The organism is Bradyrhizobium sp. G127, assembly GCF_021502575.1.
GTDB lineage: Bacteria > Pseudomonadota > Alphaproteobacteria > Rhizobiales > Xanthobacteraceae > Afipia.
Window position 1 is genome coordinate 248,315 of the sequence record NZ_JAKFGN010000002.1, and the last position, 20,759, is coordinate 269,073.

A 20,759-nucleotide genomic window follows, 5' to 3' on the forward strand; every position below is an offset into this window, starting at 1 on the left:
GCCAATGCAGCAGTTGAATGTGCCGACGGTGAATTGAATCAATTGCGCCAAAATGACGCCACAATGACTGTGGCCTTCGCATCGACAACAAGAGTGTACGCGATAGGTTCCGAGTATCACGTTTCAGAACTTTGCGGCGCCTGCTCACGCAAGTGCGAAGACTGGTCGCCACTTTTCTCAAGCGCGTTTAACTGATCGTGATAGTCTGAATGCTCGCACGGTGCCCCTTATAAATTCCACAGCGTCTCAGAGCGCTGTGAGACAAGGAGACAGTCACCATGAGCAACCCCGTTTCCGCTGACATCAAGTCATTCCCGCTTGCGTCGGACTCAACGAAATACACCGTTCGTAAAATTACTTTGCAAGACCTCAACGATGTACTTCGCATGGGTTGGGAGGACTTCAAAGCCGTTCCCACTCACGCCATTCTGCTGGCGCTGATCTATCCCGTGCTCGGAATCCTGCTGGCCCGGACCGTCCTCGGCTATTCGATCCTGCCGCTGCTGTTTCCGCTTGCGGCAGGCTTCGCGTTGCTGGGGCCGTTTGCAGCGTTGGGATTCTATGATCTCAGCCGGCGCCGCGAACACGGCGAATCCCCCACGGCTTCACATGCCCTGAGTGTGCTGCAGTCACCGTCCATGGGCGCCATGACCTTCTTCGGCGGCCTTCTTCTTGTCCTGTTTCTGGTGTGGCTCGCGGCCGCGAATTCGATCTACAATTCAACCTTCGGATACGCACCGGCGTCGAGTTTTCCTGACTTTTTCCAACGCGTGTTGACGACGCCCGAGGGATGGCAACTCATTATTGTTGGCTGTGGAGTTGGCTTCCTGTTTGCGCTGCTCGCGCTTTGCATCAGCGTAGTTTCATTCCCGCTGATGCTCGATCGTCATGCCAGCGCGACGGATGCTATGCTCACATCAGTGCGCGCGGTCGCTCAGAATCCGATCCCGATGGCGGCCTGGGGCCTGATCGTTACGACAATGCTGATGGCCGGAACGATCCCGTTCTTCCTCGGTCTAACCATCGTCATCCCCATGCTCGGCCACGCAACGTGGCATCTCTACCGTAAGGTGGTCGAGCCGGTGGCAATGCCGTATGAGCCGCAGCAGCAGCCCAAAGCACGAGGCTATGCAGCGGATTTTCCGGTCAACCTGTTCTCGTGGATTCACCGGAATCGATAGCCGCACTGCGTGATCTTGTGGCGGTCGGAGTGCGGTTAAGCGGAAGACGCGGCAGGCATGCTGCCGCGTCATTGTCGGAGACCGTCAGTGCTTGTGCGCCGGCTCGCTGGTCGCCCCCATCGCGCTGACATTGAAGCTGACGTCGAGCGGGCCGGCCTTCTCGAACTTCAGCGTGGCTTTCAGCACATCTCCCTGCTTCAGTGGCTGGGTGATGTCCATGAACATCATGTGGAAGCCGCCCGGTTTCAGTTCCACCGTCTCGCCGGGTTTGATGGTCAATCCATCGGCCAGCGGCCGCATTTTCATAACGCCGCCGGTCATCGACATTTCGTGGATCTCCACGCGATCGGCACCAACCGATGTTGCACCGACCAGACGATCCGGCGACTTGCCGGTGTTGGTGATTTTGAGATAGCCGCCAGCGATCTTGGCACCACCCGGGGTTGCGCGCGTCCACGGTGATGCCACGACGAGATCGCCAATCTTGAATGTGTCGCTGCCGGTCTGTGGCGTGGCGCCTGTCTTGGTGTGGTCCATGTTGCCATGGTCCATTCGGGCCTGCGCGACCGTTGTATCCGAGACAATCTTCAATGTCGGTGCAGGCGATTTCAGGTTGTGCGGATTCTCTCCCGCCGACGCGATCTGATCCCAGCGGACTTCACCTTTGGCGCATTGCTGAACAGTGGGAAAGGTGACGACCTGCCCTGCAGGAAAATCCGTGACGAAGCTGGCGAAGACAAACTCGTCGTAATTATCGTCGGACAGTGCTCCGCCCGACCAAGCCACCTCCTTGGGCCCTTCGGTCACGGCCTTGCCGTGGCTCTGATAGGACTTGGCGTAAGCGCCGCGCGTCACGCTGAGCGTCCAGCCCGCCTTGGGCATTGGCTTCACGCCGATAACGCCTTCCGGAATCTGGATACGGATCGATTGGGTGGCCGCGCCATCGCAACCATGCGGCACTTGAAACACCGCCTTGTAGTATGTGTTGGCGCGGACCTCACCCGTCGCGAGCGTGACGTGCGCGAATGCGGTCGATTGCCATGCGATGACGGCCGTTGCGGCAAAGCCGACGCCGGCCAGCAGCCGCTGGGGGCTGCGAAAGTTGATGATCATATTTGCCTCAATGAAGCTGAGAGAGAATTCGGGAACGAACGTCTCAGGTCAGCATCGGCGGGGCCCGGGCCAGGAAGGCCCGCATTCCCGATCTTTCGCGCGGGGGTGTTTCAGCCACGACTGAAACGTCCGCGTAAACCGCTGGCTCCACGATTAGCGAAGGGCTGTCCGGCGGCTTGATGAGGGCCTGTCCTATTAGGCAGGCGTCAAAGCAGTCTTTGTGGGGTACGGGCTGGACTGGTGGTTCGGTGCCCGCGGCTCCCCCGCTTTCCAACAGGCTGGAGCAAAGGACACCAAAGCCGCCACCTGCAAACTCGCCAGCAGTCGCCAGCGCCCCGCCCCAGCTCAGCAGCAAGGCCTGAAGCGCGAGCACCTGCGACAGCGCCAAGGCGACGAGGAGCCTGCGGAGGGAATAGCGGGCGGTCATTTAGCGCCTATGCCACGGCACAGCCACAACGTCTACGCAGACTTGCGAGCATTCGATTGAAATCACCATAAGGTTTCGGTTCATAAAGTGAACAAATATTCGGTATTATACATCATCTAGGGCGAAGCGGCCGAAGAGCGGTTTGGTATCCGAATCAGTCCTCGAAAAGCATAGCTTAATGACACCTTATTCAGATACCATACACTGGACAACCTCGACCGACCCAACTTGATTTATGTCAAGCTGATGAAATATCGTCCTAAAATTGGCGCGCGGCTTGAAAGATGTAACGTGCTGTGACTTTAAAAGATCAAATCATAGCTGAAAGATTAATCACTTCTTACAATAGATATGCGCTGTATGATTAGCTGCATCGCAACATTTGCGGTGTTGCACCGCAGAATCCTTCCCTATATTCGTTTTCAACGAGGACGCTGATCGAAAAGCTGAATCGGGATTACGAAGGAGACTAACCATGCTGCTCTCATTTATCCGCGCTATCCAGGCGTTCCGCGACTATCAGCGCAATGTTGCTGAACTGTCCCAGTTGAGCGATCGGGAACTGGCCGATATCGGGCTTGACCGCTCTGATATCCAGCGCGTCGCAGCCGGCGCCTACAACGGCTAAGGCCGCAACTGCATCACGAACGGATTACGCCCGCCACTCGCGGGCGTTGTCGTATCAGGGCCCGCGGTCATTGCTGTCGGCGAGAACTGCGGTTGCGCGGTGATCCGGCTGGCTCTACTTCAGGGCCATGACAAATCATCCCAAGACCACCCCGACCGATACCGTCCATGTTGTCGGCGGCGGCCTCGCCGGTTCGGAAGCCGCGTGGCAGATCGCCAATGCCGGCGTCGATGTCGTGCTGCACGAGATGCGGCCGGTTCGCACGACGGACGCGCATCGCACCGAGAGCCTTGCGGAACTGGTCTGCTCCAATTCCTTCCGCTCCGATGACGCCGCCAACAACGCGGTCGGTCTGCTGCACGCAGAACTCCGCAAGCTCAACTCCCTCATCATGCGCAGCGCCGATGCCAACCAGGTCCCGGCCGGCGGCGCGCTTGCGGTCGATCGCGACGGCTTTGCCGCAGCGGTCAGCGCGGCTCTTCAGTCTCATCCGCGGATCGAGATTCGCCGCGAGGAAATCGCGGGCCTCCCTCCGGCCGAATGGCAGAACGTCGTCGTCGCGACCGGACCGCTGACATCGCCCGCGCTGGCCGATGCGATCCGCGGCCTGTCCGGTGAAGACGCCCTCGCCTTCTTCGACGCCATCGCGCCCATCGTGCATCGCGACTCCATCAACATGGAGATCGCATGGTTTCAGTCGCGCTACGACAAGGTCGGCCCCGGCGGCACCGGCGCCGACTACATCAACTGCCCGATGACCCGCGAGCAATACGACGCCTTCGTCGATGCACTGATCGGGGGCGAGAAAACCGACTTCAAGGAATGGGAAGAAAACACGCCCTACTTCGATGGCTGCCTGCCGATCGAGGTGATGGCCGCGCGCGGCCGCGAGACGCTGCGTCACGGCCCGATGAAGCCGGTCGGCCTGACCAATCCGCGCGATCCGACCGTGAAAGCCTATGCCATCGTGCAACTGCGGCAGGACAACAAGCTCGGCACGCTCTACAACATGGTCGGCTTCCAGACCAAGCTGAAGCACGGCGCGCAGACACAGGTGTTCCGCACCATTCCAGGTCTTGAGAAGGCGGAGTTCGCCCGGCTCGGCGGCCTGCATCGCAACACTTTCCTGAATTCGCCGAAGCTGCTCGATCCGCAACTGCGGCTGCACGCGCAGCCGCGCCTGCGCTTCGCGGGGCAAATGACGGGATGCGAAGGCTACGTCGAATCCGCCGGCGTCGGCCTGCTCGCCGGCCTGTTTGCGGCTGCCGATGCCACGCGAAATGAAATCACACCGCCGCCGCCGACGACCGCGCTCGGCGCGCTGCTGGGACACATCACCGGCGGCCATATCGAAACCATCGACGCCGGACCGCGCTCGTTCCAGCCGATGAACATCAACTTCGGATTGTTTCCGCAGCTCGCCTCGCCGCCGACGAAGAAACCGGACGGCACACGGCTGCGCGGCAACGAGAAGACCGTCGCGAAGAAGCAGGCGATCAGCGCGCGGGCGCTTACCGATCTCGACCGCTGGATCGCGGAGACGCTGCGGACGGCGGACGCGGCGTAAACCGGCCCCGGCGCGGACGAAATATCGCGCCGAAATCACAACGGCAAAATGGTGACGGACTTCGCTGCAAAAGGCGGAATGGCGGCCGAATGGCGACACACGCTCGATCCGGACTGCAACGGAGGTTGACGGCAGCCGGATCGTGATTCATCTCACATAACCGGGCCGAATTAACTTGACTGCCTACGTTCGAATAACGGTTCACGCCTTGAGCGGCTTTGCGCTGGCCGCACGCCACGTCGTCCAGAGCGCGCCAAGCCGCGATTGCGACGGCGGCGCGAACGGCTCCGACGTCTCAAGCCGCGTCAAAATCTTTCCGATTACAGCAAGCGGCAGGAAAGCCCGGCGTGCGGCAGGCGGCGCATCGGCGAGCACCGCCAGCGCCTGCTCCAGCTGCGACCGCGCCTCGCGACGCAGATGCGACAGCACCTCTTTCAACGGCGCATTCGCCTGATGCAAAAATATCTCTTCGGCGACGGCGCCGTGAAGTGTCATCAGATCGCCCGGCAGATAAAGCTGCCGCCGCGCGGCATGACGGGGCAGTGTCAACATCACGTCGGTCAGGCCTTCGGCAATGCCGGCGTGATCGGCCGAGCGCGCGATCTCGGGGGAATTTGCGCCGAGCACTTTCGCACGCAGCAGATACAACGTCGCAGCCGTATCACGGCAGTGCGCTTCCAGCGCCGCGATGTCGGGCATCGGATCGTCGTAGACGTCGAACACATGCGCATCGATCAGGCGCACCAGGGCTTCGCGGGACAGATCGTGCAGCGCGATCGCGCGCAACAATTCGGCGGCGACCGGATTGCCTTCGACTTCCCCGCGATCCGTGCCCTGCCCTTCGCCTGTCACCACATCGCGCCACCACTGCAGGCGGATTTCGCCAGGCAGCGGCTGTCTGACATGATCGCGGACGTGCGCAACTTCGGCGTTGAACGCCGCCAGCGCCAGCCACGCGCGGCGCGCGTCCGCAGGTACGAACAGGGTCGCCGCATAGGTTCTGAAATCCTGCGCGCGCACGAGATCGGCGCAGAACGCCGCTGCATCATGGCCGGGAGTGTTGCTCATGGCACCGCGATCAAAGCGGCGGCGACGCGCCGCCGCTCCCCGATCATGACATTATAGGTGCGGATCGCGGGACCGGTCTGCATGGTATCCAGCACGACGCCAGCGGATCGCAGGGCGTTGCGCAGCGGCGCGGGCGCGATCCAGACACCGCTCCCCGTGCCGATCAGCAGCGTATCGATAACGTTGGCATTCTCGAACACCCGCGCCAAAGAATAACGGTCGATCTGAGAAGGATCGCTGACCGCCCATGCCCAGATCGCGTCCGGCAAGCACAGCAGCGAGCCGCGATGCGACATCTCGGCGAAACGGAAACCGCCGTTGCCGTAGGCCTCGATCGGCGCGGACCGCGGAAGATGCAGCGTGTCCGGTTGTTCCGCCATTAAGGCTTCGGCGGCTTGTCCTCGCCGCCCCGGTTCTGGCCCACACCGAGATAGATCAGGATCGGCGCCGCGATGAAGATCGACGTATAGGTGCCGACCAGCACCACGCCGAAGGTCATCGTCGCGGCGAAGGAGTGGATCGCCTTGCCGCCGAACAGCAGCAGCGCGAGCAATGCCAGCGTGACGGTGACGTGGGTGATGATGGAGCGCGACAGCGTCGAGTTGATCGACGTGTTGAGCAGATCCGGCATCGGCATCTTCTTGTAGCGCCGCAGCATTTCGCGGATGCGGTCGTAGATCACGACCGTGTCGTTGAGCGAATAGCCAAGAATGGTGAGCAGCGCCGCGATGCTGGTCAGATCGAATTCGATCTGCGTCACCGACATGAAGCCGAGCGTGAGCACGATATCGTGGACGTTGGCGATCATCGCGCCGAGCGAGAACTGCCACTCGAACCGGAACCAGAGATAAATAAAGATGCCCATGATCGCGAGCATCAGACCGACAGTGCCGTAGGCCAAAAGTTCGCTCGACACGCGCGGTCCGACCACTTCGACGCGGCGGTATTCAACGCTGTCGCCCAAAAGCTGGCGGACCTTCTGAACGGCGGCCTGCTGCGCCTGATCGCCGCCGGGCTGTTCTGCGATGCGGATCAGGACGTCGGAGGGGCCGCCGAACTGCTGAAGCTGCACGTCGCCGAAATTGAGCGTCGTGAGCTGCGCGCGCAAGGCCGCGATGTCCGCCGGGCCGGACTTGGTCTGGATTTCCAGCAGCGTGCCGCCCTTGAAATCGATGCCGAAGTTCAGTCCGTGCACGAAATAAAGGCCGATCGCGAGCAGCGACAACAGCGCCGAGATCGGGAAGCTGATGCGGCGGAAGCGCATGAAGTCGAACTTGGTATCGTCCGGAACGATACGAAGCGCGGGAATCACGCCATAGATGCTGAGCACCGTCAGAATGACGATGAAGACGGCGAGAGCGATGATGATGGTATGAGTCACGGCTTACACAATCCTCAAATCGGCACGGTCTTGGGCCGCTTCCAGCTCACCCACGTCGCAACGATCAGCCGGGTCACGGTGAACGCCGTGAACACCGTGGTGATGATGCCGATGCCGAGCGTAACGGCGAAGCCGCGTACCGGGCCGGTGCCGATGTAGAACAGCACGGCCGCCGCGATGAACGTGGTGATGTTGGAATCCAGAATCGTGGCCAGCGCGCGGGTGAAGCCGGCGTCGATGGCCGAGATCGCGGTGCGCCCGGCGCGCAGTTCCTCGCGGATGCGCTCGTAGATCAGCACGTTGGAGTCCACCGCGATGCCGACCGTCAGCACGATGCCCGCGATGCCCGGCAGCGTCAGGGTGGCGTTGAGCAGCGACAGGATGCCGAAGATCATCGCGACATTGATGGCGACCGCGACGTTGGCGAAGAACCCGAACAGCCGGTAGGTCAGCAGCATGAAGACGATGACCAGCACCGAGCCGACATAGGACGCGAGTTCGCCGGCGGCGATCGAGTCCTGTCCGAGGCCGGGGCCGACGGTGCGTTCCTCGATGATGGTCAGCGGCGCAGGCAGCGCGCCCGCGCGCAGCAGAATGGCGAGATCGTTGGCGCCCTGCACGGTGAAGCTGCCGGAAATCTGACCGGAGCCGCCGGTGATCGGTTCGCGGATAACCGGCGCGGAAATCACTTCGTTGTCGAGCACGATGGCGAACGGCTGGCCGACGTTTTCAAGCGTCGCCTGCGCGAACTTGCGCGCGCCGGAGGTGTTGAAACGGAAGCTGACGATCGGCTCGCCGGAACGCTGGTCGAAACCCGGCTGCGCGTCGGTCAGGTCGCCGCCCGACACCAGCACCTGCTTCTTGATGACGTAAGGCACCTTCGGCGGCTGGGCGCTCATCAGGATTTCGGAATCCGGCGGAACCCGTCCCTGCTGCGCCTGATCCGGCGGCACCGTCGAATCCACCATCCGGAAATCGAGCTTCGCGGTCTTGCCGAGCAATTCCTTGAGGCGGGTCGGGTCCTGCAGACCCGGCACCTGCACCAGGATGCGGTCGACGCCCTGACGCTGGATCAGCGGTTCGACCGTGCCGAGTTCGTTGATGCGGCGTTCGACGATCTGGATCGACTGTTCGACCGACTGACGGATGCGCTCGGTGATGGCGGCCGGTGGAACGGTCAGCCGGATCAGGCCGCCGCCGGCGTCGGAAACCTCGACACTGCGCTGGCCTGAGGAGCCGAGCAGTCCGCCGAGCGGCTGCGAGAGTTCGCGCAGCTTGGCGAGGGCGTTGGTGAGGTCGGTATCCTTGACCCGGACTTCGGCGCTGTCGCCGCGCACCGCAAGACCGGTGTAGCCGATCTTGGCGTCACGCAGCACCCGGCGCACGTCGTCGCGCACCTGATCGAGCTTGTCCTTCTTGACCGAGTTGGAGTCGACTTCGAGCAGGATGTGGGAGCCGCCCTGCAGGTCGAGACCCAGCACGATGTGACGCTGGGCCCATTTCGGCCAGGTCTTGACGGTCGCCTCGGGAAAGAAATTCGGAACCGCACAAAGGCAGACGAGCAAGGCGGTCAGGATGACCGCCAGCGCTTTCCACCGCGTGAAATATAGCATCGAGATAACCCGTCAGATTGGTAAAGCGCGCCGCGACCAACGCGACCGAAGCATCAGCTCGCGGCGGTTTCTTCCTTGGAGTCCTTGTCCTTGGCGGGCTCGCCCTTGGTCCGCACGCCGGAGATCATCTGGCGCATCTGACGAATGCGGACGCCATCGGAGATTTCGACCTCGATCTGGTCGTCGTCGACCACCTTGGTCACCTTGCCGACGAGGCCGCCATTGGTCACCACAGTGTCGCCGCGGCGGATGTTCTTCACCAGTTCGGCGTGGTCCTTCAGCTTCTTCTGCTGCGGCTTCAGGATCAGGAAGTACATGATGACGAAGATCAGCGCGAACGGCAGCAGCGACATCAGCATGCTGTTGGTGTCACCGGCGCCAGCGGCCTGAGCAAAGGCAGGGGTAATGAACATTCGGAAAGTCCTCGGGAAGGCGCACGCCAAAGGGCGAAACGCGTTGGCGTTGGGCCGTTTTGGCCGAATTTGCGCGGACTATAGCGATGGGCGTCCCAAAAGCAACGGCACCGGCTAGTGGTCCGATTCCAGCATTCGCACCCTGTCTCGGCAGGCATTCTTGCGAATGCTGGAATCAAAGGACCACTAGAAATATGGGTTTCTAGTGGAGTTTGGATTTGACATTCGCTTTGCTGACTTGTGGCGCGCGAGCGCGAATGTCAAATCCACTCCACTAGGCCGATTTTGCCATGCATTTGTGGCGCTTGCGGGCGGTCCTCAGCCTCGCTAAGGGTGCCAGCGCAAGAGGAAATCATGGCCAAAAAAGCCCGCAAAACAACTAAACAAACCGCAACAAAGCGCGCCTCCCGCAAAACCGTCCCGGCCGCGACAAAACGCCCTGCGGCAAAGGCCGACGCCGCCACCACGGCCCGGATCGCCCTTGCGCTGGAGAGCATCGCGGCCAGCCTGAACGCGTCGGCGGTCAGGCCGTCAAATGCCGATTCCCTGAAAGCCGCCGACGCCTTCGTCTGGCAGCCCAACGGCCATCTGGTGCCGGTTCCCAGGGTCAGCCGCGTCGATCTCGGCCTGCTGCGGGGCATCGACCGGATGCGCGACATCCTGATCGAGAACACCGAGCGTTTCGCGAAGGGCCTGCCCGCCAACAACGCGCTGTTGTGGGGCGCGCGCGGCATGGGCAAGTCGTCGCTAGTCAAGGCCGCCCACGCCAGCGTGAACGCGATGCCCGAGGTGCGCGGCCGGCTCAAGCTGATCGAAATTCACCGCGAGGACATCGAGAGCCTGCCGCTGCTGATGGCGCTGCTGCGCGAGTCCAAATTCCATTTCATCGTGTTCTGCGACGACCTGTCGTTCGACGGCAACGACGCCTCCTACAAGTCGCTCAAGGCGGTGCTCGAAGGCGGCATCGAGGGCCGACCCGAGAACGTCATCCTGTACGCCACCTCGAACCGCCGCCACCTGCTGGCGCGCGACATGATCGAGAACGAGCGCTCGACCTCGATCAATCCCGGCGAAGCCGTCGAGGAAAAGGTGTCGCTGTCGGACCGCTTCGGCCTCTGGCTCGGCTTTCACAAATGCAGCCAGGATGAATATCTCGAGATGGTGCGCGGCTACTGCAAGCACTTCGGCGTCAATGTTCCCGACGACCAGCTCGAGCGCGAGGCGCTCGAATGGTCCACCACGCGCGGCTCGCGCTCCGGCCGCGTCGCCTGGCAGTTCACGCAGGAGATCGCCGGCCGGATGGGCGTCCGGCTCGCCAACTAGGGCGTGTCCCCATAAATGCGCTGTCGCCCACGTCCAATCGCGTGAGGTCCGCAAATCGCCCATATCAGTTGCGAACATGCGTCTTCCTCACGAGTCGGATATGTGAGATGGGCCACAGCGGCGGACAGGCACGGCAACGGGGAAACGAATGCTGAATCGATGGACGTCGGGGAAATCCGCGGTGGCGACGCGCCATTGGAGGCATTCAGCCGTTGTAGCGTTCGCGGCGATGGCCGCGCTGGCCGCACCGACCGCCGACGCCGCAGCGAAACCGGCGCGCCGCGCGCAACCCGTCGAGACAACGGCGCCGCGCGAGGCAGGCGAACCGATCATGGCGATCGTGTCGCTGAAGAGCCAGCAGGTTACGCTCTATGATGCCGAGGGCTGGATCCTGCGCGCGCCGGTATCGACCGGCGTCAGGGAGCGCGAGACGCCGGCCGGCGTCTTCGCCATCGTGGAGAAGAACAAGGACCACCGGTCCAACATGTATGACGATGCCTCGATGCCGAACATGCAGCGCATTACCTGGAACGGCCTCGCGCTGCATGGCGGGCCGTTGCCCGGCTATGCGGCTTCACACGGCTGCGTGCGAATGCCTTTTGGCTTTGCGGAGAAGCTGTTCGACAAGACCCGGATCGGAATGCGCGTGATCATCTCGCCGGACGATGCGGCCCCGGCCGACTTTTCGCACCCGACGCTGGCCCTCTTCACGCCGAACGCGGAGACCATCGCAACTGCTCCGGCAAAGGCCGAGACGCTGGCACGCGAGGCCGCGAACGCTGCCGCGGCGGCCGACGAAGCCAGGAAGATTGCTGCGACCACAGCCCGCGACTCCGCACCGCTCGCGGCGTCCCTGCGCAAGCTGGAGCGGATCAAGACCCGGGCCGACGCCGACCTCTTCGCCGCCGACAAGGCTGTGGCCGCCGCCAGGACCGACCAGGCCAGGGCGAAGGCCGAGGATCGCAGGCAAAAGGCCGCGGCCAAGGCGGCGGAGCTGGGAACCCGGTTCGACGCCGCCAAGGCGGAGGCATCGTCGAAGCTCGACGCAGCCAGCGCCGCGAAAGAAGCGGCGAAGACGGCTCAGACGAAGAAAGCCGACATCGCGAGAGCAGCGCTCGACGCGAAGCTCGCGATCGAGCCGGTCTCGATCTATGTCAGCCGCGCGACGCGGACGCTTTACGTCCGGCGCAACACGCATAAACCGGCGCCGGACGGCGGCGGCGAGGTTTTCGATGCAACCATCGAAGTGCCGGTCACGATCCGCGATCCGGGCAAACCATTCGGCACGCATGTGTTCACGGCGGTGGCGCGGAACGACGCCGGACTGCGCTGGACTGCTGTTACGATCGAGAATGCGGATGACGCCAAAAACGCGCTCGACCGCATCACCATGCCGAAGGAAGTCCTCGATCGCATCGCGCCGACCGCATTGCCGCGATCCTCGATCATCGTCTCCGATGAGCCGCTGAGCGAGGAGACCAACTATCGCACCGAGTTTGTGGCCGTGCTGAACGACCAGCCCCAGGGCGGATTCATCACGCGCAAACCGAGCGAAGTTCTCATGGCGGACGACAACGGCTGGGGCAACGGCAGCCAACAGGACGATGGCTTCGGTTTCCTTTTCCAGCGCAATCCGAATCCCCAGCCGAGCAATGCGCGGCGGGGCGGTGGCCGGGGCTTGTGGTAAGGCGGCAATGACGCGGGAATTGGCGGGCCGGATGGGTGTGCGGCTGGCGAATACGTAAAAGAGCGCCCGGCAACATCGTCGAACGAAACGTCGCGCCGGACGGCCGAACCATCCAGATTCCCAGAAAAATTACATCTGTGTATTATAGTTTACAGCGCCGGTCCCCGCGTGTATCTTGATACACACAATGCAGATCGTTCAAACCGGGACTTTCACGGCAGGGCTGACCGGGCTGGCTGATGTTCAGGCCACCGCGCGGATCGTTGTTCGTATCCGCCGCCTCGAACTCGGCAATGCTGGCGATGCCAAGTCTGTCGGAGAAGGTGTCAGCGAAATGCGGATCGATTACGGCCCCGGCTACCGGGTCTACTTCACGAAGCGCGGCAGGTCCGTTGTCCTGCTCTGCGGTGGGGACAAGAAAAGCCAGCGCAAGGAGATTGCTGCGGCCCAGAAAATGGCAAAGGAAATTTGACATGCCCATCAAGACCAAAAAATTCGATGTTCTCGAACACCTCAAGACGGTCGAGGAACAAATCGCCTATCTCGAAGCGGCTCTTGAACAGGACGATCCTTCCTTCATCGCAGCAGCAATCGGCGATGTCGCGAAAGCGCGCGGGGTGAGTGAATTCGCAAAAGAGTCTCGGCTAAGCCGCGAAGCGATCTATAAAGCCTTCAGGCCCGGCGGAAATCCAACGCTGGAAACGATCAACAAGGCGCTCAAGCCTCTCGGGATGCGCCTCACGCTCGCCCCGCGCGAGGCAGCCTAAGGCGCAATGAACGGATTGCCTTTCGAATCTGGACGGGCGGCGCGCCCTCTTCCAACCGCGCCATCCATCAACCACAAGAGCATCAGCTCAGCACCAGCTTGATGCCCGACGCCAGCAGGATGGCGGCGAGAATGTAGCGCAGCGCGCTTTCGGGAAGATAACGGCTGCCGATGAAAGACCCGATCGTGCCGCCGACGCCGACGGCAACGAGCCAGACCGGCAGCGCGGGCGGCAGCGAGCCGAGAATGCCGTAGGCGCCGATCAGCGCCGCCGCCGAGTTCAGCAGGTTGTAGGCCGCCGTCACCGCCGCCGTCCGGCGGACGCTGACCCAGTTCATGGAAAGGATGGCGGGCGCCAGAAAAACCCCGCCTCCCGTCCCGGTGGTGCCTGAGATAAATCCGATCACAGCGCCGGTGAGCAGCGCAGGAATAAACGGAGGCTCCGCAGGCGTCAGGTCCGTGTCCTTATTGGTCGTGATGGCCGAACGAACCACCTGCGCGGCGGAAAGCAACAGAATGACGCCCACCACCGGATAGTAGGCGTGCGCCGGCATCTGCACCGCGCCGCCCACCAGCGAGAACGGAATTCCAAGCACGCCGAAGGGATAGAAGGTGCGCCACGACAACAGACCGCTGCGCCAGAACTGGTACGTCCCGATCGCCGCCACGAGAAGATTGAGAGACAGCGCCGTGGTCTTCATGGTGGATGGCGCGAGTTGGAACAGCCCCATCGCCGCAAGATAGCCGGTCGCACCGGCCTGGCCGACCGACGCGTACAGCAAGGCGACGAGCAGGAAGATAACCGTCAGCCACGTCGTTTCGTCGGTCACCTCTGGACTGTCCTTACCCGAGCGCAAATCCCTCGTCGTCCCGGCGAATGCCGGAACCCATCACCCCGAATGCTGTGATGATGATCGAGGAGATTGCCCAGCCATCGCGATAAATCAATGGCTCACGGATTATAGGTCCCGGCATTCGCCGGGACGACGTGGAGAGAGATTGGACCTCTCCTTACGCGCCGTTCAGGAATTGAAGCGGGTCGACGGCTGAAGATCCTTTGCGGATCTCGAAGTGAAGCTGCGGCGACCCCACCTCTCCCGTCTGACCCGATTTGGCAATGACCTGGCCGCGCTTGATCGTATCACCGCGCTTCACCATCAGTTCACTCGCGTGGGCATACGCGGTGACATAACCGTTGGAGTGCCGCACCAGGATCAGATTGCCATAACCCTTGAGTTCGTTGCCCGAGTAAGCAACCACGCCGTCTTCAGCGGCTTTCACCGGCGTGCCTTCAGGAACGGCGACATTGATGCCGTCGTTCTGTTTTCCATTCGTCTTCGCGCCGTAGGCCGTGATCACGCGGCCGCGCACCGGCCAGCGGAAGGTCGGCAATGCATTCGTGGCGTCCGCCGCCTTCACGGGCGACTGGGCTTCGGGCAAATCGGTCGCTTCGGTGGCGACGCGCGCCTTCTGCTGAGGTTCAGTTGCCTGTGCGACAGCGACCGGCTTTGCGGCCGGTGCTGCAGCTACAGGCGCCGCTGCAGGCTTCGGTACGTCCGCGACAACCTGCGGTGCGGGAACTGCGGCGGCGGCCTTGCCGCCGGGAATGTTGATCTTGCTGCCGATCTTGAGCTGCGTCGTCACCGGGATGTGGTTCGCGGCGGCAAGCTGTGCCGGCGCGATGTTGTGACGGCGCGACAGATTCATCAGCGTGTCGCCAGGCTTGACGACATGGACGCTGGCCGGAAGTCCGGCGGCGATCTTGGTGCCCGGCGCAGGTGACAACGCCGGCGGAGCCGCATTCGCCGTGCGGCGCGGAATGATGAGCTGCTGACCGGGCTGCAGAACGCGCGGCCCGCCATAGCCGTTGGCTTTCAGGATTTCAGCCGACGGCACGTTGTAGCGTTTTGAGATGACGTCGAGCGTGTCGGCAGTGCCGACGATGATCGTGGTGCCACCCTCGCGGCTGTAGCCGGAGGTCGCAGCGACCGAACGTGGCGCGACGCTTCCCGTGGCCTCGATCGGCGACGACGGCGGCGCATAGGAGGCCATGCCCCTGCCCCCGCCGGACGTAGCGACCGGCGCCGACAACGGCGCGGAGATCACCGGCGCGCTGCGCGGACGGCTGTACTGCGGAAGCTCGCGCGGCGGCTGCTGATAATTGGTCTGCGGAACCGAACCCGTCGATTGCGGCGCGTCGTTGCGCGAGGCAAACGGATTCGAGAATGAGGTGTCAGAAAATCGTGTCGAGGTGTCGGCGCTGCATCCGCCAAATCCGACCGAGACGAGCGCCAGGACCACGAAATGCGGCGCACGGCGCGAGCTTATCAACTCGACAAAGCGGGACATGGTTACTCACTTGTACGCAACTAACACAAATTTGAGTAAACACATGCCGAGTAAACAACTCTTTAAGGCTGCAATTCCGCCCGATTTTGCAACGTGCAACGCGCCTCACAGCTCGCGGGCGACGCCTTGCAGCGCGGGCACGAAACGCACCGCCATCAATTCCTGGCGGTCGAACGCGTCGCCGTTGCGGACCACACGGGTCAGCATCTGCGTGTCGTCCATTGGCCCAACCGGCGCGATCAGGACGCCGCCCGGCTCCAGCCGCGCCAGCAGCGCGTCCGGAATCTCCTCCATCGCGGCGGTGACCATGATGCGGTCGAAGGTGCCGAGCGTCTCCGGCACGTCGAAGCCGTCGCCGAGAACCACATCCACATTGCTGCAGCCGAGTTCGGCAAGCACCAGCCGGGCGCGATCCGCCAGCGTGCGAAACCGCTCCAGCGACACCACTTCCCGGGCGAGCTTCGACAGGATCGCGGCCTGGTAGCCCGACCCCGTCCCCACTTCCAGCACCCGGTGCTCGGGGTGCAGATCGAGCTGCTCGGTCATGTAGGCCACGACGAACGGCTGGCTGATGGTCTGGCCGCAGGCGATCCCCAGCGCGGTGTCGCGGTAGGCATAGGCCCGTTCCGCCGACGTCACAAACAGCTCGCGCGGTACGTCTTCCATGGCCTTCAGCACGGCCTGATCGCTGATCCCGCGCTGCCGCAGGTTGAGCTGAAACATCATCTTTTCGTGCGGCGTGGGCTGGGGTGACGGCATGGCGATCAAGGGCTGGAGGACAGGCGGTCCGATTGTCTGCATTTAGCGGCAATGCCGGGACCGGGCATTTGCAAAATGGTTCCTTCCGTGGAACCTATCTTGTAGGAAGTAAGTTATGCGCGAATAATTATGTTATTCTAGCAGCGGGCAATTCATAATTTGTCGTTGGGGCACGAATGCCGGATGGACTGAAAGCAGCGGCGCGCCGGTCGGTCATGCTGGTCGAAGACGAAGTCATGATCCGCATGATGGTCGCCGACATGCTTGAAGAAATCGGCTACACCGTCACCGCCGAAGCCGGCGATATCGACGAAGCCATCAGGCTGGTGCAGGTCGCCGATTTCGACATCGCCATTCTCGATGTCAACGTCAACGGCAAGGTGATCACCCCGGTGGCCGAAGCCGTGCAACTGCGCGGCCTGCCGTTCGTGTTCGCCACCGGCTACGGCGCGCAGGGTTTGCCGGAAAAATTCCGCGACCGCCCGACGATTCAGAAGCCGTTCCAGATCGAGACGCTGGCGCGCACCATCGAGAGCGTGCTGAAGGGCGTCGCGGCTTAAGCCTTCGTCATTGCGAGCGAAGCGCGATCTCTCTTCGTCGTCCCGGTGCAGGCCGGGACGACTCCGAAGGTTACTTCAGCACGCCCTTCAACTGCTCCGAGAACGCCACATCGGTGCGATCGAGCCGCAGCGGCGTGACCGAAACGAAGTTGTCGCGGAGCGCGGCAAGGTCGGTGCCCTCGGCCGGAACGTCGATCACCGCCAGCTTCTCGAAGCCGATCCAGTAATACGGATTGCCGCGGCCGTCGCGGCGGCTGTCGATCTTGAGAAAACCGAGATTGCGCTTGCCTTGCCGGGTGACGATCACGCCCTTGACCTCGTCGGGCGTGCACGCCGGAAAGTTGACGTTGATCACGGTGTCGCGCGGCACGCCGAGCTTCATCACGTTGCGGATGATGTCGGGGCCGAATGTCAGCGCGGTGTCCCATGTCGGCTTGTTGCGGGTCTCCATCGAGAATTCCTGCGACAGCGCGAACGACGGCAGACCGAGGATGGTGCCTTCCAGCGCGCCGGCGATGGTGCCGGAATAGACCACGTCCTCGGCGACGTTGCGGCCCTTGTTGACGCCCGACAGCACAAGGTCCGGCTGCTTGTCGCCGACGAGGTGGCGCGAGCCCATGATGACGCAATCGGTCGGCGTACCGCGCACCGCGAAGCGGCGCTCGTCGATTTCGCGCAAGCGCAGCGGGTCGTTCAGCGACAGCGAGTGCGAGACGCCGGACTGGTCGAGTTCGGGCGCAACGATCCAGACATCGTCGGACAGCTGCTTGGCGATTTCCTCGATGACCTTGAGGCCCGGCGCGTGAATGCCGTCGTCGTTGGTGCAGAGAATGCGCATTTTCTTAGTTGTCCTTCGCGATCACTTTGAGGCCGCCCATGTAGGGCTGCAACACATCCGGCACGGCGATCGAGCCGTCCTCCTGCTGATAGGTTTCCATCACGGCGATCAGCGCGCGGCCAACTGCCGTGCCCGAGCCGTTCAGCGTGTGCACGAAGCGCGGCTTGCCGTCCGGCCCGCGCGAGCGCGCGTCCATGCGCCGCGCCTGGAAGTCGCCGCACACCGAGCAAGATGAAATTTCGCGGTACATGCCGCCCTCACCTTGTCCCGGCATCCACACCTCGATGTCGTAGGTCTTCTGCGAGGCGAAGCCCATGTCGCCGGTGCATAATGTCATGACGCGGTAATGCAGGCCGAGCCGTTTCAGAACTTCCTCGGCGCAGGACAGCATGCGCTCGTGTTCGTTCATCGACTCTTCCGGCGTCGTGATCGAGACCAGTTCGACCTTGGTGAACTGATGCTGGCGGATCATGCCGCGCGTGTCGCGTCCGGCAGCACCCGCCTCCGCACGGAAACACTGCGTCAGCGCGGTCAGGCGCATCGGCAGTTCTTTTTCGTCGAGGATGGACTCGCGGACGAGGTTTGTCAGCGGCACTTCGGCGGTGGGGATGAGCCAGAGCGAATTGGCTGCATCGCGCAATTCTTCAATTCGCTGCAACCCCGCAGGGCTGAAAATAATCTTCTGCCTGCCCGGAATTTCTTCAATCAGCTCATGATATTTCGAATTTCCCTGTGAGTCTGGCTGCGTATCCTCAACACCAATCTGAGCAAATATATTCTTTCGGTCTTCGAGACTTAGTTTTCGAGTCGCCTTGAATTGATCATCCTCAAACTTCGGCAATTGCGCCGTGCCGAACATCGCATCGTCGCGCACCAGGAGCGGCGGATTGACTTCGGCATAGCCGTGTTCGTTCGTATGCAGGTCGAGCATGAACTGCCCGATGGCGCGCTCAAGGCGCGCGAGGCCTTTCTTCAGAACCACGAAGCGCGCACCGGACATTTTGGCGGCGGTCTCGAAGTCCATGAACTTCAGACCTTCGCCAAGCTCGACATGCTCCTTCGGCTTGAACGCATACTCGCGTTTCGCACCGTAGCGATGATGCTCGACATTGCCGTGCTCGTCGGCCCCAATCGGTACTTCAGCGAGCGGCAGGTTCGGAATCTGCGCGAGTTCTTTCTTGAGTTCTTCTTCGACCTGCTTCACCGCGGACTCAAGCTCGGGAAGTTTTGTCTTGAGTTCGCCGACCTCGGCCATCAGCGCATCGGCGCGGGCGTTGTCCTTGGCCTTCTTGGCTTCGCCGATTTCCTTCGAGGCCGCGTTGCGCCGCGCCTGCGCCTGCTCCGACGCCTGAATGGCCGCGCGGCGCTTCTCGTCCAGCGCGATCAGGGATCGAGCGATCGCCGCTGCATCGATTCCGCGCCGCCCCAAGGCTTCAATAAATTTGTCCGGATTTTCGCGGATGGCTTTGATGTCGTGCATTTGAAAATTCCCGTCATGGCCGGGCTTGTCCCGGCCATCCACGTCTTTCGGTTGAGCGCGTTAAAACAAGGCGTGGATGCCCGGGTCAAGCCCGGGCATGACGAATCGAGAGATTTGCGCCGAATGATACGCGAATACGCGCAAATGGCGTGACAGCCCTGCTCTGCGAGAGCTGTGTCCCGGACGCGGTGCAGCGTTTTTCACGCTGCTCCGCAGAGCCGGGACCGCCTCAAACACGGCATACGTAACGGTCCCGGATCAGCAGCGCACCACGCCGCAAGGCGGCGCACTGCGCTGCATCCGGGACACGTTCCAGAGATCAGGAGGAAACGGAGCCCCTACTCCGCAGGCGTCGTGGCGGGAGGCGTCGGGGGCGCATCGGCGGGCGGCGTGGTGCCGGCCGCAGCCTTGGCGGCCTTCCTTTCCACAATGCTGACCGCGATGATCGAGCCTTCGTAGAGGATCAGCAGCGGGATCGCGAGCGAGGCCTGGCTGATGACGTCCGGCGGCGTCAGCACCGCGGCGATGATGAACGCCACCACGATGAAATAGCGCCGCTTCTCGCGCAACTGCTTCGAGGTGAGAATGCCGATCCGTCCCAGCAGCGTCAGAATCACCGGCAACTGGAACGCGATGCCGAAGGCGAAGATCAGCGACATCATCAGCGAGAGATATTCGCCGACCTTCGGCAACAGCGCGATCTGCGCGGTCTCGGCGCCGCCGACCTGCTGCATGCCGAGCGAGAAGCGGATCAGCATCGGCAGCACGAGGAAATAGACCAGCAATGAACCCAGCGCGAAGAAGATCGGCGTCGCGATCAGGTACGGCAGGAACGCGCCGCGCTCGTGCTTGTAGAGGCCGGGCGCGACGAACATGTAGATCTGCGCCGCGATCACCGGGAACGAGATGAAACCCGCGCCGAACATCGCGAGCTTCAGCTGCGTGAGAAAATATTCGAGCAGCGCGGTGTAGATGAACTTGGAATTCTCCGGACCCGCGACCCAGACGAACGGCCAGACCAACACGTTGTAGATCTGCTTGGCGAAGAAGAAGCAGAAGATGAAAGCGAGCGCGAACGCCAGCAGCGCCTTGATCAGCCGCGAGCGCAGCTCGATCAGGTGATCCATCAAGGGGGCCTTGGTGGCTTCGATGTCTTCGGCGCTCATGACGCTTTGGCGTCCGAAATGTGTGGCGCGGACGTTTCCGGGGCAGGCTCGGGAATCTGCGGCGCGGGCGCGTGTGCCTCCGCTTCCACGAATGTCGCCGGGGTCGGCGGTTCGGGTGTGGTCGGCGTCACCGGCGGATCGGTCTTCAATGCGTCGTCGCCGTATTTCTCGATCGAGGTCAGAAGATTGGTCGGCGACAGATCCTTCGCGGCGGCGGATGCGTCGTCGAAGGTCTTCTTGATGTCGGCCATTTCCGCTTCGCGCATCGCCTCGTTGAACTGGCCCTGGAATTCCGAGGCCATGCGACGCGCCTTGCCGATCCACTGCCCGACCATGCGCAGCACACCGGGAAGCTCCTTCGGGCCGATGGCGATCAGCGCAACGACGCCGATGACGACCAGTTCACTCCACCCGATGTCGAACATGGAAAATTCCGCTTA

At 62.4% G+C, this 20,759-nt stretch carries 22 protein-coding genes; 8 read left to right on the forward strand and 14 right to left on the reverse strand.

The window, feature by feature from the left end:
* Positions 1-278 precede the first annotated feature (278 nt).
* Positions 279-1,181 carry a DUF2189 domain-containing protein gene (locus tag LVY71_RS13100; RefSeq protein WP_235100315.1) on the forward strand — a complete coding sequence of 301 codons (903 nt, stop codon included), beginning with the start codon at positions 279-281 and terminating at the stop codon, positions 1,179-1,181.
* A gap of 84 nt (positions 1,182-1,265) precedes the next feature.
* Here the strand turns inward: LVY71_RS13100 and LVY71_RS13105 are convergent, their stop codons facing one another.
* Positions 1,266-2,294, reverse strand: a complete 1,029-nt coding sequence (locus tag LVY71_RS13105) for a DUF1775 domain-containing protein (protein ID WP_235100316.1) — start codon at positions 2,292-2,294, stop codon at positions 1,266-1,268.
* Between the two features lie 43 nt (positions 2,295-2,337).
* A complete protein-coding gene (locus LVY71_RS13110; RefSeq protein WP_235100317.1) occupies positions 2,338-2,721 on the reverse strand; it encodes a hypothetical protein in 384 nt (127 codons plus the stop codon).
* Between the two features lie 475 nt (positions 2,722-3,196).
* Between LVY71_RS13110 and LVY71_RS13115 the strand changes: the two genes are divergently transcribed.
* Both LVY71_RS13115 and trmFO read left to right on the forward strand, forming a co-directional pair.
* Positions 3,197-3,349 (forward strand): DUF1127 domain-containing protein, encoded by a 153-nt coding sequence (locus LVY71_RS13115; RefSeq protein ID WP_002711692.1) that lies wholly within the window; start codon positions 3,197-3,199, stop codon positions 3,347-3,349.
* 127 nt (positions 3,350-3,476) lie between these two features.
* Positions 3,477-4,916: a methylenetetrahydrofolate--tRNA-(uracil(54)-C(5))-methyltransferase (FADH(2)-oxidizing) TrmFO gene (gene trmFO / locus LVY71_RS13120; protein ID WP_235100318.1), complete on the forward strand. Its 1,440-nt coding sequence runs from the start codon at positions 3,477-3,479 to the stop codon at positions 4,914-4,916.
* A gap of 201 nt (positions 4,917-5,117) precedes the next feature.
* On the opposite strand, the gene LVY71_RS13125 is transcribed toward trmFO, so the two are convergent.
* The 5 genes from LVY71_RS13125 to yajC are packed head-to-tail and all read right to left on the reverse strand — an operon-like array spanning position 5,118 to position 9,391.
* Entirely contained in the window at positions 5,118-5,984 is an 867-nt protein-coding gene (locus LVY71_RS13125) for a phytoene/squalene synthase family protein (protein WP_235100319.1), read from the reverse strand.
* The gene (locus LVY71_RS13130; RefSeq protein WP_235100320.1) at positions 5,981-6,364 is read right to left on the reverse strand and encodes an Mth938-like domain-containing protein; all 384 of its coding nucleotides are present in this window, start codon (positions 6,362-6,364) and stop codon (positions 5,981-5,983) included. Before LVY71_RS13130 ends, LVY71_RS13125 begins: the two co-directional genes overlap by 4 nt.
* Positions 6,364-7,365, reverse strand: coding sequence for a protein translocase subunit SecF (gene secF, locus LVY71_RS13135; protein ID WP_235100321.1), 1,002 nt, complete (start codon positions 7,363-7,365; stop codon positions 6,364-6,366). Before secF ends, LVY71_RS13130 begins: the two co-directional genes overlap by 1 nt.
* 14 nt (positions 7,366-7,379) lie before the next feature.
* On the reverse strand, positions 7,380-8,978 hold the full coding sequence (gene secD, locus LVY71_RS13140) for a protein translocase subunit SecD (protein WP_235100322.1): 1,599 nt from the start codon (positions 8,976-8,978) through the stop codon (positions 7,380-7,382).
* Positions 8,979-9,031: 53 nt separating this feature from the next.
* Complete coding sequence (gene yajC / locus LVY71_RS13145) at positions 9,032-9,391, reverse strand: preprotein translocase subunit YajC (RefSeq protein WP_235100323.1); 360 nt, start codon at positions 9,389-9,391, stop codon at positions 9,032-9,034.
* Positions 9,392-9,745: 354 nt separating this feature from the next.
* Here yajC and LVY71_RS13150 point away from each other — a divergent pair, with 354 nt between their 5' ends.
* From LVY71_RS13150 to LVY71_RS13165, 4 genes are all read left to right on the forward strand, one after another.
* Entirely contained in the window at positions 9,746-10,714 is a 969-nt protein-coding gene (locus LVY71_RS13150; RefSeq protein WP_235100324.1) for an ATP-binding protein, read from the forward strand.
* 148 nt (positions 10,715-10,862) lie between these two features.
* On the forward strand, positions 10,863-12,401 hold the full coding sequence (locus LVY71_RS13155; RefSeq protein WP_235100325.1) for a L,D-transpeptidase: 1,539 nt from the start codon (positions 10,863-10,865) through the stop codon (positions 12,399-12,401).
* Between the two features lie 187 nt (positions 12,402-12,588).
* On the forward strand, positions 12,589-12,873 hold the full coding sequence (locus tag LVY71_RS13160; RefSeq protein ID WP_235100326.1) for a type II toxin-antitoxin system RelE/ParE family toxin: 285 nt from the start codon (positions 12,589-12,591) through the stop codon (positions 12,871-12,873).
* Position 12,874: 1 nt separating this feature from the next.
* Entirely contained in the window at positions 12,875-13,168 is a 294-nt protein-coding gene (locus LVY71_RS13165) for an addiction module antidote protein (RefSeq protein WP_235100327.1), read from the forward strand.
* A gap of 82 nt (positions 13,169-13,250) precedes the next feature.
* On the opposite strand, the gene LVY71_RS13170 is transcribed toward LVY71_RS13165, so the two are convergent.
* The 3 genes from LVY71_RS13170 to LVY71_RS13180 form a co-directional block, all read right to left on the reverse strand.
* A complete protein-coding gene (locus LVY71_RS13170) occupies positions 13,251-13,997 on the reverse strand; it encodes a sulfite exporter TauE/SafE family protein (RefSeq protein WP_235100328.1) in 747 nt (248 codons plus the stop codon).
* 181 nt (positions 13,998-14,178) lie between these two features.
* Positions 14,179-15,516, reverse strand: a complete 1,338-nt coding sequence (locus LVY71_RS13175; RefSeq protein WP_235100329.1) for a peptidoglycan DD-metalloendopeptidase family protein — start codon at positions 15,514-15,516, stop codon at positions 14,179-14,181.
* Positions 15,517-15,621: 105 nt separating this feature from the next.
* Positions 15,622-16,275 (reverse strand): protein-L-isoaspartate(D-aspartate) O-methyltransferase, encoded by a 654-nt coding sequence (locus LVY71_RS13180; protein ID WP_235100330.1) that lies wholly within the window; start codon positions 16,273-16,275, stop codon positions 15,622-15,624.
* Between the two features lie 176 nt (positions 16,276-16,451).
* Between LVY71_RS13180 and LVY71_RS13185 the strand changes: the two genes are divergently transcribed.
* Positions 16,452-16,835 (forward strand): response regulator, encoded by a 384-nt coding sequence (locus LVY71_RS13185; RefSeq protein WP_235100331.1) that lies wholly within the window; start codon positions 16,452-16,454, stop codon positions 16,833-16,835.
* A 70-nt stretch (positions 16,836-16,905) separates the two neighbouring features.
* On the opposite strand, the gene surE is transcribed toward LVY71_RS13185, so the two are convergent.
* The 4 genes from surE to tatB all read right to left on the reverse strand — a co-directional run bounded on the left by surE (position 16,906) and on the right by tatB (position 20,744).
* A complete protein-coding gene (gene surE / locus LVY71_RS13190) occupies positions 16,906-17,673 on the reverse strand; it encodes a 5'/3'-nucleotidase SurE (protein ID WP_235100332.1) in 768 nt (255 codons plus the stop codon).
* A gap of 4 nt (positions 17,674-17,677) precedes the next feature.
* Positions 17,678-19,153: a serine--tRNA ligase gene (gene serS, locus LVY71_RS13195; protein WP_235100333.1), complete on the reverse strand. Its 1,476-nt coding sequence runs from the start codon at positions 19,151-19,153 to the stop codon at positions 17,678-17,680.
* A gap of 338 nt (positions 19,154-19,491) precedes the next feature.
* A complete protein-coding gene (gene tatC / locus LVY71_RS13200) occupies positions 19,492-20,319 on the reverse strand; it encodes a twin-arginine translocase subunit TatC (protein WP_235100334.1) in 828 nt (275 codons plus the stop codon).
* The gene (gene tatB / locus LVY71_RS13205) at positions 20,316-20,744 is read right to left on the reverse strand and encodes a Sec-independent protein translocase protein TatB (protein WP_235100335.1); all 429 of its coding nucleotides are present in this window, start codon (positions 20,742-20,744) and stop codon (positions 20,316-20,318) included. Before tatB ends, tatC begins: the two co-directional genes overlap by 4 nt.
* Positions 20,745-20,759: the final 15 nt, after the last annotated feature.